This is a genomic window from Gemmatimonadota bacterium, assembly GCA_009838645.1.
Lineage (GTDB): Bacteria > JAAXHH01 > JAAXHH01 > JAAXHH01 > JAAXHH01 > JAAXHH01.
In genome coordinates this window covers 121,553-137,663 of the sequence record VXRC01000017.1, presented here as the reverse complement: position 1 = coordinate 137,663, position 16,111 = coordinate 121,553, and the positions used below count along the sequence as shown (strand labels likewise).

At 62.8% G+C, this 16,111-nt stretch carries 12 protein-coding genes; 8 read left to right on the top strand and 4 right to left on the bottom strand.

Annotation, left to right across the window (positions count from 1 at the left end):
* Positions 1-12: 12 nt before the first annotated feature.
* From F4Y38_05345 to F4Y38_05320, 6 genes are all read left to right on the top strand, one after another.
* Entirely contained in the window at positions 13-1,809 is a 1,797-nt protein-coding gene (locus F4Y38_05345) for a peptide ABC transporter substrate-binding protein (GenBank protein ID MXY48713.1), read from the top strand.
* 14 nt (positions 1,810-1,823) lie between these two features.
* On the top strand, positions 1,824-2,681 hold the full coding sequence (locus F4Y38_05340; GenBank protein MXY48712.1) for a phytanoyl-CoA dioxygenase family protein: 858 nt from the start codon (positions 1,824-1,826) through the stop codon (positions 2,679-2,681).
* A 9-nt stretch (positions 2,682-2,690) separates the two neighbouring features.
* Positions 2,691-4,058: a sulfatase-like hydrolase/transferase gene (locus F4Y38_05335; protein ID MXY48711.1), complete on the top strand. Its 1,368-nt coding sequence runs from the start codon at positions 2,691-2,693 to the stop codon at positions 4,056-4,058.
* Entirely contained in the window at positions 4,051-5,466 is a 1,416-nt protein-coding gene (locus F4Y38_05330; GenBank protein MXY48710.1) for a hypothetical protein, read from the top strand. The genes F4Y38_05335 and F4Y38_05330 overlap by 8 nt, the downstream gene beginning before the upstream one ends.
* The gene (locus F4Y38_05325) at positions 5,463-6,989 is read left to right on the top strand and encodes a sulfatase-like hydrolase/transferase (GenBank protein MXY48709.1); all 1,527 of its coding nucleotides are present in this window, start codon (positions 5,463-5,465) and stop codon (positions 6,987-6,989) included. The genes F4Y38_05330 and F4Y38_05325 overlap by 4 nt, the downstream gene beginning before the upstream one ends.
* Positions 6,990-7,108: 119 nt before the next feature.
* Positions 7,109-8,413, top strand: a complete 1,305-nt coding sequence (locus F4Y38_05320) for an anaerobic sulfatase maturase (protein ID MXY48708.1) — start codon at positions 7,109-7,111, stop codon at positions 8,411-8,413.
* 101 nt (positions 8,414-8,514) lie between these two features.
* On the opposite strand, the gene F4Y38_05315 is transcribed toward F4Y38_05320, so the two are convergent.
* Together F4Y38_05315 and F4Y38_05310 are read right to left on the bottom strand one after the other, a co-directional pair.
* Entirely contained in the window at positions 8,515-9,168 is a 654-nt protein-coding gene (locus tag F4Y38_05315) for a GPP34 family phosphoprotein (protein ID MXY48707.1), read from the bottom strand.
* A 183-nt stretch (positions 9,169-9,351) separates the two neighbouring features.
* Positions 9,352-11,673: a TonB-dependent receptor gene (locus tag F4Y38_05310; protein ID MXY48706.1), complete on the bottom strand. Its 2,322-nt coding sequence runs from the start codon at positions 11,671-11,673 to the stop codon at positions 9,352-9,354.
* Between the two features lie 281 nt (positions 11,674-11,954).
* On the opposite strand from F4Y38_05310, the gene F4Y38_05305 reads away from it, so the two are divergent.
* Entirely contained in the window at positions 11,955-12,905 is a 951-nt protein-coding gene (locus tag F4Y38_05305) for a porin family protein (protein MXY48705.1), read from the top strand.
* A gap of 163 nt (positions 12,906-13,068) precedes the next feature.
* Here the strand turns inward: F4Y38_05305 and F4Y38_05300 are convergent, their stop codons facing one another.
* Complete coding sequence (locus F4Y38_05300) at positions 13,069-13,269, bottom strand: cold shock domain-containing protein (protein ID MXY48704.1); 201 nt, start codon at positions 13,267-13,269, stop codon at positions 13,069-13,071.
* Between the two features lie 274 nt (positions 13,270-13,543).
* The gene (locus tag F4Y38_05295) at positions 13,544-15,265 is read right to left on the bottom strand and encodes a M1 family peptidase (protein MXY48703.1); all 1,722 of its coding nucleotides are present in this window, start codon (positions 15,263-15,265) and stop codon (positions 13,544-13,546) included.
* Between the two features lie 38 nt (positions 15,266-15,303).
* Between F4Y38_05295 and F4Y38_05290 the strand changes: the two genes are divergently transcribed.
* A complete protein-coding gene (locus F4Y38_05290) occupies positions 15,304-16,089 on the top strand; it encodes a phytanoyl-CoA dioxygenase family protein (protein ID MXY48702.1) in 786 nt (261 codons plus the stop codon).
* Positions 16,090-16,111 lie beyond the last annotated feature (22 nt).

Genomic DNA, 16,111 nt, shown 5'->3' with positions numbered 1-16,111 from the left:
GATGGCAGGATCATGAAAAAGACTCGAATCCCGCGACGTTTCCCGGCGACGCTCCTGCTCGCCTTCGCGCTGTGGTCAGTGAACTGCGGCGGCCAGCCGGCGCCGGACGATCCCGATGAAAGCGCCCCCGTACTGTTCTTCGGCCAGACCGCGGAAATGAAGGAGGCGGCCCACGCCGCGCTGATGGAGCGTCTGCCCGATGACGCCGCGCCCCTCGAGTACCAGGTGTTCCGGTACATGGCCGCGGAACCCAAGAGCATGGACCAGGGCGTCTCGATCTACGTGGCGGGCGGAAGCGAATTCCACTTCGAGCGTCTCGTCATGTTCGGAGTGAACGGGGAACTTCTCCCCGGCGCGGCGCAATCGTGGGAACCCTCCGAGGACGGCAAGACCTGGACCTTTCACCTGCGCCGGGCCGGCCGTTGGAGCGACGGCCGGCCCGTCACGGCCCATGATTTCGAATACACCTTCAAGCGGTTCCTCCATCCCAACGCGGGCAACGTCTACGCCTTTCTCTATTACGACATCAAGGGCGCCCGGGCCTACAACCAGCGGGAAACGGACGATGTGGACACCGTGGGCGTCCGGGCCCTGGACGACTATACACTGGTCATCGAGACGGAGCAGTCCTGTGCCTTCCTGCCCCATATCACCGCCTACCTCACTTCCGCGCCCGTCCCGCCCTGGCAGGTGGAGAAATACGGGGACCAGTGGGCGCTTGCCGGCACCTGCCTGACCAACGGACCCTTCCAGCTCGAGACGTGGAAAACGGGCCAGTACATGACTTTCGGCCTGAATCCCCATTACACCGGGTCTAATCCCGGCCATCTCCGCCAGATCGTCCGCATATTCAACGCCATGGTCGGATCGGCCAGCGCGGCGAACGACATGGGGTTGCTGCCCTACGAAAACGACGAGATCGACGTGATCGACGTCAGCCCAATGGTCTACGGCGGCCTGCGCGACGACCCGGAGTGGAACGAACCGGCGTGGTCCTATGACCAGTTCACGACGATCTACCTGTTCTTCCGGACACGTGAACCCCCTTTCGACAACCTCAAGGTCCGCCAGGCCTTCGCCCACGCCATCGACCAGGTGTCGCTGAACGAGACGATTCTACAGGGCATGATGATCCCCGCCTACACCATGCTGCCGCTTCATTTCCCCGGCTACGTGGGTGACAAGTACAGGGACCACCAGCGGTTCGACGTGGACCGCGCCCGCCAGCTGCTCGCCGAAGCCGGCTATCCGGACGGCAGGGGTTTCCCGCGGATGGATCTCTGGCTCGCCGACGCCACCCCCGCTTCCGCCATCAGCCAGGCGTCCCAGGCGATCCAGGAGATGCTCAAGGAGAACCTGAATATCCAGATCGATATCCGGAACACGGAAGGCGCGGCGTACCGGTCGGCTATGTACAACTGGGAGTTTCCCATGAGCATAATCGGGTTCAACTACGACTTTCCCGATCCCCACAGCATGCTGGGCATCATCTGGCGTTCACAGCCCAAAGGTTACACGCGCCACGACTGGCTGAATCCGGAATTCGACCGTCTGATCGACGCGGCCGCCGGAGACCTGAACCACGAGGCACGCCTGGCGATGTACGACGAGGCCGAGGCGATTCTCGCCTCCGAGGCCGCGGCCGTCTTCCTGTGGCATGTCAAGACCTACCAGTTACGCAAGCCCTGGCTGAAGGGGTTCCGGGAAGACCGGTGGGGCAACTTCCCCAATTACCGGAACGCGAACACGTACTACGACCTCTACATCGGCCAAGAGGCCGTGGACAGCGGCCGGCGAGTCGACTATTGAAGCGCCCGGGCGATATGCGCGCTTTGACCGAAGGATCGACTACTGACATGGATAACGGACACCAGTACACCGAGATGACCGATGCGCAGCGGGAACACTTCGACCAGTACGGCTACCTGGTCATTGAAGACGCGCTGCCTCCCGCGGTCGTCGCCGAATTGAACGAGGCCATTGACGAAGTGCACGAACGGCACCGGAAAGAAGGCACGCTGGGGAAAAACGGCGACCTGAACCTCCGCAATTGCATCGTGGCCCACGACGACTTCCTGCAGTTGCTGGACTGGCCGTCGACCGTCCCCCTGGCCTGGGGCGCGCTGAACTGGAACATCCAGATGATCACCTCCCATCTCATCGTGCTGCCCTCGGGGGAAGAGCCCACGGAGAAGGCGAAGCGCGGTCACGGCATGCACCGGGACGGCGGGACGTCCTTCGTGGAAATGCAGGAGCCCCATCCTCGGATCCTGTTGAAGATCGCCTACGTGCTCAGCGACCAGACCGGTCCCGCTTCCGGGGCCACCTCCCTGGTGCCCGGCAGCAACCGTATCACCGGACAGCCTCCGACGGACCCGGCGACGGGCTGGCCCTACGGCGCGATCCAGATGAACCTGCCCGCCGGCAGCGCCTTCATGTTCGAACAGCGGACTTTTCACAGCATCGGCGCCAACTGGTGCGGCCACGACCGCCGGACCATCTTCATGGGCTACGCGTACCGCTGGGTCAAGCCCATGGATTACATCCAGATGCCGAAATCCCTCGTGGATCGCTGTTCGCCATTGCAGAAACAACTGATCGGCGAGGTAGGAGACGCCCTCAGCTACTATCTGCCGGAAGACGAGGACGTGCCGCTCAAGGCGTTCCTCGCCGAGAAATGAGACCTGCGCATGGCCAATGCCCTCCTGCTCATCTCCGACGAACACAACCCCTTCTATTCCTCGGTCTACGGCCATCCCTTCGTCCAGACGCTGGCCATGGACCGACTCGCCCGAAACGGCGTCGTCTACGATAGCGCCTACTGCCCCTCGCCCCTGTGCGTACCCAGCCGGTCCGCCTTCGTGTCTGGGCGCAGGGTGCACGAGATCCAGGCCTATTCCAACTGCATCCTCGGCGTCGAACCGGACAGACTCACTTACGGGGGAGTCCTGTCGGAACAGGGCGTGTATTCCGTGCATATGGGCAAAACGCACGTCTTCGCACCGAGCGGCGACCTGGGATTCAGCGAGGTGCGCCTCGGCGGCAGGGAACAAGGTGCGGGCGACCCGGAAATCGGCCGCCGGCCTTTCCGGATTCGACAGGCCGCCGCGGAACGGGCCGCGCAGTTCGGTATAAAGGAGTCGCACCTGCGGCTCGACCAGGAACGCGTCGACGCCGCCATAGACTGGCTGACGCAGGTCGCGCCTTCGCTGGGAATGCCCTGGACGCTCACGGTAAACATCATCCATCCCCATTTTCCCCACTACACCTCGCAGGAACTGTGGGATCTTTATCCCCAGGGTGGCGATCTTCCGGCATTCGGGGTCGAAGAGGAAACGGCCGCCCACCCCCGGGCCCGTGAAGTGCGCGAACATTTCCAGACGGACCGGTTCACCGAGGACCAGGCACGGGGCCAGCGGAGGGGTTATCTTGCCTGCGTGACCTTCGTGGACCGGCAACTGGCGCGCCTGGTCGAGGCGCTGCAGGCAGCGGGGCTGTACGACGATACCAACGTCATCTACACATCGGACCACGGGGAGATGCTCGGGAAGTTCGGCATGTGGTGGAAATGCTCCCTCTACGAAGACGCAAGCCGCATTCCCTGCATCGCGGCGGGGCCCGATTTCTCCACCGGGTCGCGGGTATCGACGCCCGTGGACCTCCACGACGTCCAGGCGAGCCTTTTCGCGTCCACCGGCGCCGAACGGCCGGTAGACTGGGCAGGTACTCCGCTGCAACGCCTGCCCGCGGCCAATGAACAGCGCGTAGTGTTCTCTGAATACCATGGCCACGGAGTCCGGCACAGCGCTTTCATGATCCGGAAAGGAAAGTGGAAATACATCCATCACGTCGGAGCGCCCCACCAGTTGTTCGACCTGGATAGAGACCCCGATGAGCTTCAGAACGTGCATGAAGCGCATCCGGCGGTCGCTGCCAACCTGGAAAGGGAACTCAGGTCGATCTGCGATCCCGAAGCGGAGGACGGCCGGGCGGACCGGTTCATCGAGTTGCAACTCGAGTCCATGGCGTCCGCCGACCCACCGGTGACCGATGACTGAAAAGCGATTACTGGGCATCACCGTCCTGGCGGATTTCATCTTGAACGAAGGGGTGGAGGCCGTGCTGGACAACCTGGTGGACCGGGCGGGCGCCACGGCCGTGGCGTTGAATCCCACGGTGACCACGCCGTCCGAGGAGGGCGTCGGTTCCTTTCAGCCGCCCAGCGACGCCGGCAGCAGTCCCCGCCTCTTCGATCGAACGCTGTGGGGCCGGCGTTCGCTTTGGGTGCGGAGCGCGCCGAGTTACCGGCCCCGCAGGTCGTACTATGCCGATACCCCGTACAAGCCCCGTGAACCCAACGAACTGACGGACGCCCACGGCGACCTGATCGAACGGTTCATAGACGCGGCGCTGGACCGCGGGCTCAAGGTCTATCTGCAATTGAGCGGCGCGACGCCGCCGGGACTGTCGGACGATGACCGGCCGAGGCGGCCGGACGGGGAGTTGCCGGACCGCATGGCCGACACGGGCTGCCTGGCCAGCGAGGCGATCCGGGCCTACATCGCCGCCTATGTGCGGGACCTGCTCGAACAGTATCCCCGCGTAACCGGCATTCGGCCGGACTGGCCCGAATACCCTTGTTACAAACTGGACGAGGCCTTCCAGGATTTCAATCCCCAGGTGGCGCGATGGGCCGCAGCCAACCGGTTCGACTACGAGGCCATCCACCGGGAAGTGCGGGCGACCTACGACTACCTGCACGGACGGCTGGAAAACCGGGATCTGCTCGACTTCAGCGGGTCCGGCCGGGGCGTGGCGACACTGGCCGACATCTTCCAGTCCTGTCCCGGCATCGTGGAATGGCTGCGCCTGAAATCCGCCCTGTCCAACGACCTCCTGCAGCACTGGAGGTCCGTGATCACGGCGCACGGCGGTCCCGATATGGAACTTTCAGCCAACGCCTTCATGACGCCCCTCACCCTGTGGACCGGCTTCGATTTCCGCGGGGCGCCGGAGATCTGCGATGCCGTTTCCCCCAAGTTGTATACCATGCACTGGTCGGTGATGGTGGAGTTCTGGGGAAAGGTGCTGCTGGAACACAATCCCGGCCTTGACGAACGGCTCCTGGTGCGGTCGCTCGCCCATCTCTTCGACCTCGGAGACGAAATCACGGCCACTCGGATCGAGGATTACGGGTATCCCGGTCCCGACGAGTCCCATCCGATCCCCGATGACGCCCAGCGGCGGCGGATCAAGCAGGTCTGCGCGGAGGTGAACGGGCGCGCGCTCGTCACGCCGCTCATGCATGGTTACGGTCCCCACCACGATTTCGTCCGGCGTTTCCGGGTGGTGGCGGAAAGTCCGGCCGACGGGGTGTGGATCAATCGGTACGGGTACCTGAGCGACGAGAAGCTGGACGCGGTGGGGCGCATCTGGCGGCAGGCACGACAGGAGAAAACCCGATGACTCGTCCCAACATCCTCTTCGTCATGACGGACCAGCAGCGCTTCGACACGATCGCCGCACTGGGCAACGACATCATCCACACGCCCAACATGGACCGCCTCGTGCGCCGGGGCGTGTCGTTTACCCAGGGCTACTCGACCTGTCCCGTCTGCGTGGCGGCCCGGACGACCATCCGCACGGGATGCGATCCGCCCACGACCCGCGTATTCAGCAACGGCCGGTCCGAACCCGTTCCGGACCAGGCCGGTACGCTCGAAGGCCGGTGCGGGGACTATCTTGCCCGTACAATGTCTGCAACGGGCTACCGGACCTTTGGCGTGGGGAAGTTCCACACCTTCCCGTGGAACGAGGACGTGGGTTATGCGTCCCAGCTCCACAGCGAGGAACTCTACGGAAGCGAGGAGCAGCGGCGCGGAGACGCCTACGCGGGCTGGATCGCCCGCGAGCATCCGGATTTCGACTACATCGAGGCGCTCATGGGGGAGCGGACCGAAATGTACTACATGCCCCAGGTGAGCCCACTGCCCGCCCACCTGACCGTGGAGTCCTGGGCCGCGGACCGCGCGATCGAGGCGCTGAGCGCGTCCGATGACCGGCCGTATTTCGGTTTTGTGTCCTTCATCGGACCCCATCCGCCCTTCGCGCCGCCCGTGCCCTTTAACCGGATCTACGACCCCGACCGCATGCCGGGGCCCGTGTGCGGCGACCAGGACGTGGACCACCTGGACGAGCAGATTCCGTTCATGAACCGGATTATCTGGGCGGACGAAGTCAACGACGCGCTTACCCGCGTCCTCAAGGCTCGTTACTACGGAGAGATCACCTATATCGACGATTGCCTGGGTCGGCTTCTGGACGCCGTCGAGGCCCGCGAGGACGCCGACAACACGCTCATCTGCTTCTTCTCAGACCACGGCGATCACCTCGGGGATCATACCGCGTGGCAGAAGGAGAGTTTCTTCGACGTCTCGGCACGCGTGCCCTTCCTGGTAAGCTGGCCGGACCGCCTGCCGCGGGACGTTCGGCGAGACGACCTCGTCTGTCTGACCGATCTCTTCGCCATCGCCACCCACGCCGCCGGCCGGACCCAGGTTCGCGACGGTGTGGACGTGCTCGGCGTGCTGGACGGAGGCGCCGCGCCGAGGGAAACCCTCTTCGGGTATTACGGCGAACCGGGGACGGATCGGTTCAAAATCATGGTACGAAGCGGCGAATGGAAGTATATTTACCTTGCGAACGGCGCCAGGGAACAGCTGTTCAACACCGCCGAAGACCCGACCGAAGTAACGAACCGGGCCGCGTCCGACCGGGACGTCGCCGACGAGTTTTACCGGCGCGGCGTGCAGGCTTGCGGGCATCCGGGCGCCTTGGACGCCCTGGATGGCGACCGCCTGCGGTCCTTTCCCTATTCGAAGTGGGAAGCCTCGCGTATCTACCAGTTTGACCGGTCGCGGGGCGTGCAGGGGTTTCCCGGTCATCCCCGCGACGTGCTGGATTTATGGATCCGGCGCGGCCGGAAATAGGTCCGAATCCGCAGGAACGAAAAGGCCCAGGAAACACCGTGAACCCAGTCGACGCAACCCCCGCGGTCCCGTCATCGTCCATGCCCTCGGCCGGAGGAGATCCGGCTCCGTCATCGTCCATGCCCTCGGCCGGAGGAGATCCGGTCCCAGTCCCGGCGTTTCACGTGATGATGAAACCCCGGGGGGCCATCTGCAACCTCGACTGCAAGTACTGCTACTTCCTCGCCAAGGAGGATCTGTATCCCGGCAGCGGGTTCCGCATGACCGACGACCTGCTCGAGGAATACACCAGGCAGTACATCGAAGCCCAGCAGGTGCCGGAAGTCACCTTCGCCTGGCAGGGCGGCGAGCCCACCCTCATGGGCCTTGAGTTCTTCCAAAAGGCCGTCGAGTTCCAGAAGAAGTTCCAGAAACCCGACACGCGTATCTACAACTCCCTGCAGACCAACGGCACGCTCCTCGACGCGGACTGGTGCCGTTTCTTCCACGAAAACGACTTCCTGATCGGCCTGAGCCTCGACGGCCCCAAAGCGTTGCACGACGCCTACCGGGTGGACAAGGGCGGCAAGCCGACCTTCGACGCGGTGATAGGCGCGGCGGAGATGATGCAGGTCCATGAGGTCGAGTTTAACATCCTGACCACGGTGCACGCAGCGAACGCGGAACATCCCCTCGAGGTCTACCGCTTCATGCGGGACGTGGTGAAGACGCGGTTCCTGCAGTTCATTCCCATCGTGGAGCGGGACAACGACACCGGGTACCAGGAAGGCACCGAGGTGACAAAGCGGTCGGTGACGGGGAAGCAGTACGGCCGGTTCCTGAACCGGATTTTCGACGAATGGGTGCGCCGGGACGTGGGGAAAATGTACGTGCAGATCTTCGACGTGTCGCTCGCCGCCTGGTCCGGCCAGAGCGCGGGGCTGTGTATTTTCATGGAGACCTGCGGCGATGCCCTGGCCCTGGAGCACAACGGGGACCTCTACGCCTGCGACCACTACGTCGAACCGGACTACTTGCTGGGCAATATCACCGAGATACCCATGATGGAGATGGTCCTGTCCGAGCAGCAACGGGCCTTCGGGCAGGCCAAGCTGGACACGCTGCCGCAGTACTGCATGTCATGCGACGTGCGGTTCATTTGCAACGGGGGATGTCCGAAGAACCGCATCATCACGACGCCCGACGGCGAAACGGGCCTGAACTACCTGTGCGAGGGGTACAAGGCTTTCTTCCACCACATCGACGGCCCTATGCGGTTCATGGCCAACGAACTGCGCCACAGGCGGGCCCCCGCCAACGTGATGACGTACATCCGCCGGCAGGAAGCCGAGCTCAGAAGGCAGAAGGCTTTCAAATCGGCGGGGAGAAACGATCCCTGTCCGTGCGGAAGCGGCCTGAAGTACAAGCGGTGCCACGGAAGGTAGGCCGGTGCGACCCCGCGCATTCACCCGAATCACATCGATCCGCAGACCACGGGCGCGCCGCGTACCGGCGGTCCACCCGCTGCGCACAGCACCTGCGATCCTCACATATAGTAGCCGCGTTCCACCGCGAGTGTGAGGGACAGTTCGATGTCCGAGATCGCCCTGGACATGGCCTGGCCGATGAGGTCCAGCTTGCGCACCTGATCGATGCGATCGGCGGCCTGGGCGAGTTCCCGCGCAGACAGGATTTCTTTGAAGAGGTTGCACGCGTGGGCGAGGTTGATGATCACGATGTCGCGCGGGCTGGGAATCATGTCGCTGAACAGCACTTCCATGATGCGTAGCTTGACTTCACGCTCTGCCGTTCCATCGATGATCGGATAGCGCCGAGATCGGAATACCCACAGGAACTGACCTTCTTCCTTTTTCAGAATACCCCGTTCGACGAGCCGGTCGATGGCCGTCTCCCGGATGTCCTCTGCGCGGTCGACGACGTGCTCGATCCAGTACCGCGCCCCGTGCGTCTCGGATGACGCCGAGATATCCGCCAGCACGGGGTCGAGGAGATTGTCTCCCAGGGGTTTCGAGTCCACGAGGACCAGCTTGTCGACATCGGTATCGATACGGTTTTCGAGGGCGAGGTCCATCAACACGCCGCCGGCGAGACCGTATCGTAACAGGCGGTCGGGCACGCCCACGAATTTCCCGTCGTCGTCGAGCATGAGCAGCATGATCTCTTCCGCGAATCTTAACATCGTCTCTCCCCGGTCGTTGTTCGGATCTCGTGTGTGCCGCTGGTGTCCCCGTTATCCGTGAGGATTTCGCATGAGTCAATAATAACCAGCCACTGTTATTTAACAATATGTAACTTAAATACGTGTCCGATTTCGTGCCCGGTGTCAAGGGAATAAAGCGTCCCCGGAACCCGCGGGATCGCTTTAGAAATGACGGGCAAGTTCCACGCCCCAGTAAGGCGGCTCGTTGACGAAACCGGTCAGGTTGTTGAAATCGATTCCGCCGGTAAGCGATACGTCATCGAAGACGTTTCGGCCGACCAGGGAGATCTCCGTCCCGGTGTTCCCCACCAGAAAGGAGAGGCGCACTCCGCATTCCAGCATCCGGTCGTCCTGGAACTCCACGGATTCGTAGAGAAAGAAGCGTACCGTGCTGCGGTAGGCCAGGTCGGCGGACGCCACGAGAAAGGACCCGCCCGGCAGGGCCATCGGATAGCGCAGGGCCGCATCCGCGATCCATCGAGGCGCCTGGGGCAGGCCGTTGCCGTCGATCAGGACCGTACCGGGCTCCGGCCCTGTTGGATCCAGCACAGTGCACGGCGCGCCGCAGGGCTGCACGGCGAGTCGCTTATCGTCTATACGAGTGTGATTGTAACTCAGCCCGCCCGTCATCTGCATCCCGCCCGGCGCCGCGAGGGCCACCTCCGCCTCGAACCCCTGTCCCAGGGTTCTGTCCGCGTTGACCAGCCGGTTGAAGTTGGTCTCGCCGCCCACGGCGGTGAGTTGCTGGTTCCGCAGTCGGTAGTGAAAGGCGGCCAGGTCAAGGTGGACCCGTCCGTTCCACAGGCGCATTTTGGCCCCGCCTTCGATGGAGTGTATCGTTTCCGTCGCGGCTATGGATACCTCGTCACCGAATAGCAGGCGGCCCTGGATGCTCGGTGCACGGAAACCCCGGGCGGCGCGCAGGTAGGTCTGGACCCGGGGCGATGCGGCATATCGCATGCTCAGGTCGCCGCTCCATGCGTTGTCGGTCGGATTGCGCTGGATGGGTCCGATCGTGCCGGCGCCGGTGACCGCGGGCGCTTCGTCCCGCCACGCCGAGTAGTCCTTCGCGTCGTGGGAGAACCGGAGTCCCCCGGCGATCTCCAACGCGTCTCCCAGGTGCAGGGTGGACGCGAGGAACGCGGCCCACGCCCGCGCCTCCTGGTGCTGCCGGGTGAATCCATCGGAGGTCCCGCCGGAAAGCGTATCGTAGTTGTAATCCTCGATGTCCACCGATTCATTCAGGTAGTACAGGCCGACCTGGTAGTCCAGTGGCTCGTGTTCCTGGCTCACCAGGCGCACTTCCTGGCTGATCTGGCGCAGGAAGGGGATGCCCCCCGATGTTTCGGAGGGGAAGGGAATAACCCCAGGTCCGCTCGGTGGGCTGAATACGGCGCCGAAGCCGCCGTCAACATCGCCGCGGGCGAAGCTTTCGAGCCGTTCCAGGCCGGTCAGGGACACGAGTTGGTGCCGGCCCATCCGGTACCGCAGTTCTATGGACAGGCCGTAGGCGCGCAGTTCCTGGTGGTTGCGGCCGTCGATTGCGATTCGGTCCCGGGAGAATCCGCTCACCAGTCCGCCGCGGCCGGGCTTGATGGCGTTGGCGCGGAACGCCCGCGCGGAGCCGTCCAGGTCGCGGGCATGGAGCTTGACCAGCGATTCGAAATCCGGCGAGGGCTTCCAGCTCAACTGCAGACGGCCGGCCAGTTCCCGGTAACCGGCAATGGCTTCATTCGGACCGTCGTATTCGTTTTTAACCCAGTCGTCCCGCCGCTGCAGCAGTACCGAAAGCCGCGCCGTGAGCCCGGAGGTTCCGAGCGGTCCCGATACCGCTCCCTCGAAAACGGCGCTGTTGAAGCGTCCGTAACCCAGGCGGCCGAAACCCTCAGGCGCTTCGGTCGGCCGCGACGATTCCAGCTTGATGATGCCCGCCGGCGTGTTCCGGCCGAACAGGGTCCCCTGGGGGCCGCGCAACACCTCGATCCGGTCCAGGTCGAAGGCGGGATAGCCCTTCAGCATGACGTTTTCCAGCACGATGCCGTCATAGACCACGGAAACGGGTTGCGAGGCGTTCAGGTCGAAGTCCGTGTTGCCGAGGCCCCTTATGTAGATGCGCGGAAAAACCCGGCCGTAGGAGGACTCCATCTGCAGGCTGGGCACCCGGTTCGAAAGGAATCGAATGTCCATGCCGGAAGCGCGAAGTGCGGTGGACTTGGCTTCCTGTATGGTGGACAGGGACAGCGGGACTTCGAAGGCGGGCTGCGCACGCTTGCGCGCCGTGACCACGACTTCCTCCATCACGATGACGGGCTCGTCGGACGGGTCCTGTTCTTCGGGCGCCGGTCGGTTATCCTGTGCGGCTGACGCGCCGGCGGTGAATACGAAGGCCATGCACAGGAACGTTCGCAGTGCAGTGGAAACGCCTGCGTCCGTTGCACGCAGCAGCATAGCGCAAAGGGAAGGATACAAGAAGCCGGTTTTCATCAGTCATCGCCCCGGATTGGACAGGTTAAACAAAGGACTCGACGATGCCGGATACGGCTGCCCAGAAATCAGGTGAATCATCCGGCACGCGCAAGGATGTCGGACTAAAAAACTGGTTGGATCGATACGTCCTGTCAAGCCCAACATCACCGTATGGCGAGAGGTCATACCACGCACCCAGATGATCGGGGACTTCCCTTCGAAACCGCTTGTTGCCGGAAGTGGACACCGCTATTTTTCGGCACAACATAATCACCCTATTGCCAGGAGATCGCATAAACATGAAGACAACCCGCGCCTTACCGGCTCTTTGCATATGCATGCTGGCGTTCCTGTCTTTTCCGGCCGAATCGGCCGCACAGGACCAGGAAGACGAAATTCGCCGGGGATTCTATTTCGGCATGCAGGCCGGCGTATCCGTGCCTGGAGAATACGAATCCACGAGAACAAACACCAGGAGCGTTCCCACCAACTGCGATCAGTGGCTTCCCGGAGAGATCCTGAACGACGGAACCCCGGTACCCCTTCCGCTGCCCGACTGTTCGCCGCGCCTGTTTCCCGGGAGTCCCAATGGATTCGAACTGGGAGAGGGTATCCTGGCCGGTGTCCAGGCCGGGTATGTCCTGAAGGCCCTGCGTATCGAGGTCGAGTATTTTCGCAGAGGCCAGAGCGGGGCTTTCCTTCCGCTGGTCATTCCAGGCGACGCGAAACAGGCCGAGTTCGTGGAACGCAGCGAGAAGATCAGCGATTTCCGGACGGACAACCTCTTCGCGAATCTCTATTACGACTTCCGTGGCATGCTCTCACCCAACACAACGCCTTACCTTGGCGTAGGCGCCGGGTTGACGCAACAGAAACTGTTCTACTCGGCAGTTTCCGTCCGAACCAACGACCGGGACAGAATGCGTCAACTGGGACGCAACAGCCATGCCGCCGGGCTGGCATCGCTCGCCGATGCGAAGCTCTCTGACAGGATTTTCAGTTTCCAGTTACTTGCCGGCGTGGACTACGCGGTGGACGAACGGTTCTCGGCCGGTCTGAAACTGCGGTACGGCAGTGTCGGCGAGTTCCTGGATGGCGAAAACCCCTGGAGGTTGCTGCGGGGACACGAATCCACCGTGGGGCCGACTTCGGGAACCGGCTACGATATGCCCGTTCAGTACGAGATCAAGGGAAGCCCCACGCATTTCTGGGGGATATCGCTGGGATTTAGGTGTCGAATCGGAGGGTAGCGGCGTAAGGACACTGTGCCCGACTGGATCGGACAGAGGTGTCGGTGGCCGGCGTTCGCTACACCGTCGGACACTACGGTAGACTACCAGGCTAGATTAAAAACGGGCGCCGGAACAACTTGCTCCGGCGCCCGTGTCGTTTCGTCTGGGTTCGTTACCGCTATTACTGCTTTACGACGTTAGCGGCCTGGAATCCCTTGGGCCCTTCCGTGATATCGAACTCGACCGCATCACCTTCCGACAGGGACTTGAATCCCTCTCCCTGGATCGCGGAGTAGTGGACGAAGACGTCATCGCCACCATCGTGCTCGATAAAACCGTAGCCCTTGTGGTCGTTGAACCACTTTACTTTACCGACTGCCAATATTGCTCACCACCTTTCAGGCATGTATAGATACATCTACAACGAAGTCCCTGTTCGACTTTCAACCCGCATATAGAAAAACGGCAGGATCGTTAGTTCTGATCCGTGCCGCATCGTCTTTTGTATTATACGATCATGCAGGAGACAGAGACAAATCCTGATAAACAATAAACCATTACCTCTGGAAAAGTCAACACTTTTTTATTGTCACACAGCTTGTAGCGACAGATCAATCACCCTTCGGCTCGTCCGCCCGCTTAACCAACCCTCGGCCTTACTCGAGCCCCGGCCTTACCCGCGACTCCATCAGCAGCCAGGCATCGGGGTCGACGACGACTTCTCCCGGTGCTTCGTCCAGTCTGAAGCGAAATTCGTGCGACCGCTCACGAAGCTCGACCTGCCGGCGTTCCTGCCGGTCTCCCGCCACGAAGGCTAGGGTTACGGGCAGCCTGAAGGGCTCCTGAGGGTGTGTCTGACGCAGGCGTACCGATACCTCGCCGCGCTGTTCGTCCCACGACCAGGTCGCCTCGACCACGGGATGGCCCGCACGGTAGATCCACTGGTCGAAGAACCACCCGAGATCTTCTCCGTGCCGGGTTTCCATGACGGACAGGAAATCCCGGGTCTGCACGGTCTGGTCACGGAACCTGGCGTAGAAATCCCGTATGCCCTCGAAGAAGGCGTCGTCGCCCATCAGGCCCCTGAGCATGTGGAGCACCAGCCCGCCCTTGCTGTAGTTGTAGGCGTTCAGCAGGTCGAACAGGTCGGTTATGCCCGGATTGAAGATAGGCGCCGGCGCGCGGCGGTCCGCGTCGAAAACCCGGGACCGGCTTCGGGCCAGCATTTCGTGAAAACGCTCGTCGCCGTCGGCTTCTTCGAAGAACACGGCGCCGAAGTAGGTGGCGAACCCTTCGCTGAGCCACAGGTGGTGCCAGTCGGACTCGGTCACGGAGTCGCCGAACCATTGGTGGACGATCTCGTGGGCGACCACGGCTTCGTTCCGTTTGGTGCCCGTTATGCTATGTTCAGAGAAGAAGATGGCGCTGGCGTTCTCCATGCCGCCGAACCGGGTGGAAGACTGCACCAGCGCGAGTTTCGCATAGGGGTAGGGTCCGATCAGGTCGGTGTAGAAGGCCAGCATGTCCGTGGAACGGGCGAAATCCGTGGTTCCCGCGTCCCGGTCGCCGGGAAACAGGTAATACGAAACGGGGATCCCCCGCCAGGATCCCGGCCGGACGATGGAAAAGCGGGCCGCTCCAACCACCATGCAGTAGGTGGGGATGGGCGCGTCGGTCTTCCAGTGTGTCCGCTTGCGTTCCGGCGAGACGGCCGACGTCTCGATCATACGGCCGTTGGCTACGACGTCGTAGGCCGCGGGCGCCGTGACGATGAACTCGACCGTAGCCTTGTCATAGGGGTGGTCCACCCCGGGGAACCAGTGCCGCGCCCGGTTCGGCCAGTTGTCCGCGAAGACCGACCGGACGCCGAACTTGTTCGGCTGAATGAACAGCCCGTCCACGGGTTCTCCGCCATACGAGACGATCACCGCGACCGTGTCGCCCTCCGCGTAGCTCTCCTCGAAGTTTATGCTCAGCCGGTTGTCACGATGCGCAAAGGCCGCGTTTCTTCTGCCGACCGTAACCCGGTCCACGGTGAGCGGGCCCAGATCGAGGGGCAGAACATTCCGGCCGGCGGCCAGCATCTCCGCCAGGATCGTAGTCTCGCCCTGGATGTCCCGGCCGGTTTCGCCGATCTCCAACTGGATTCGGTAGTGAAGGATATCCACGTCATCCATGCGGGGGTAGCCGTCATTGGCCAGAACCGCGCCTGGTGTCAGGCCCAGGATGAGCAGCAACGCCTTGGGAGTGAGGCTGCGGACGAGCAGCGCAACCTTCGGAGTGCGGCCGAAGACGAGCAGCGCCGTCGCGACGGCCCACTTGCTGATCCACTTCTTCACGTGGTGTTCCTCCTTGACACGTTCCTCGGTTCGTCCCATATATTCTCCGCACAAACCCACCCAAACCGACAGGATGGATGGTCATGGTCCGGCTGACCGACGACGACATCCGGTTTTTCGTACGCGAAGGCTACCTGGTCAAGCGCGGCGTCCTTGATCCCGATCTGATGGCCCGGGGCAGGGAACGCATGTGGAGCAACCTGCCGCCGCCCCTCGAGCGCGACAGACCCGAGACCTGGATCGGCCCTTTCCCGGAGCCGGTGGACGACGGTTCGTCCCATCGCCATCAGTACATGTGGAAGTACCGCAGGCCAGGCGATGAGGACTGGATGGTACGCCTCCTCGCCACCGATCCTTCCGTGATGGGCATGGCGGAACAGATGCTCGGCGAGGGCAAGCTGGTCGAACCGGACCGGATCCGCGGTATTTACTGCGTCCTGCCCGAAGGCGATGCGCCGCCCCGTCCCATAGGTTGCCACGTGGACGCCCATCCCTTTCACCTTGGCGTCGTGGGGTACATCGACGACGTGGAACCCGGCGGCGGCGGATTCACCGTGTGGCCGGGCAGCCACCGGATTTTCTACCGGGACTTCACCCGGCGCTACGTCTTCGACAAGACGCCTGAATACCTGGCACACAAGGACGAGGTGAGCGGAATGCCCCCCATGGATTGCCACGGCAAGGCCGGAGACATCGTGTTCTGGCACCACCGCATGGGCCATTCCGTCGGCCACAACCGGACCGGCCGGATCCGCCAGGCGGTCCTCTACGACTACAAGCGGGCGGACCTGGACGAGAACGCGCCTCCCGGTAACGACATGTGGGTGGACTGGCCCGGCGTCCGTGCCGTTTTAACACCATGACATGTGGGTGGACTGGCCCGGC

Coding starts and splice junctions, on each gene's coding strand:
- F4Y38_05335 (MXY48711.1), top strand. CDS start 2,691: ATGGCCAATGCCCTCCTGCTCATCTCCGACGAACACAACCCCTTCTAT.
- F4Y38_05290 (MXY48702.1), top strand. CDS start 15,304: ATGGTCATGGTCCGGCTGACCGACGACGACATCCGGTTTTTCGTACGC.
- F4Y38_05310 (MXY48706.1), bottom strand. CDS start 11,673: ATGAAAACCGGCTTCTTGTATCCTTCCCTTTGCGCTATGCTGCTGCGT.
- F4Y38_05325 (MXY48709.1), top strand. CDS start 5,463: ATGACTCGTCCCAACATCCTCTTCGTCATGACGGACCAGCAGCGCTTC.
- F4Y38_05315 (MXY48707.1), bottom strand. CDS start 9,168: ATGTTAAGATTCGCGGAAGAGATCATGCTGCTCATGCTCGACGACGAC.
- F4Y38_05340 (MXY48712.1), top strand. CDS start 1,824: ATGCGCGCTTTGACCGAAGGATCGACTACTGACATGGATAACGGACAC.
- F4Y38_05305 (MXY48705.1), top strand. CDS start 11,955: ATGAAGACAACCCGCGCCTTACCGGCTCTTTGCATATGCATGCTGGCG.
- F4Y38_05320 (MXY48708.1), top strand. CDS start 7,109: ATGCCCTCGGCCGGAGGAGATCCGGTCCCAGTCCCGGCGTTTCACGTG.
- F4Y38_05330 (MXY48710.1), top strand. CDS start 4,051: ATGACTGAAAAGCGATTACTGGGCATCACCGTCCTGGCGGATTTCATC.
- F4Y38_05295 (MXY48703.1), bottom strand. CDS start 15,265: ATGGGACGAACCGAGGAACGTGTCAAGGAGGAACACCACGTGAAGAAG.
- F4Y38_05345 (MXY48713.1), top strand. CDS start 13: ATGAAAAAGACTCGAATCCCGCGACGTTTCCCGGCGACGCTCCTGCTC.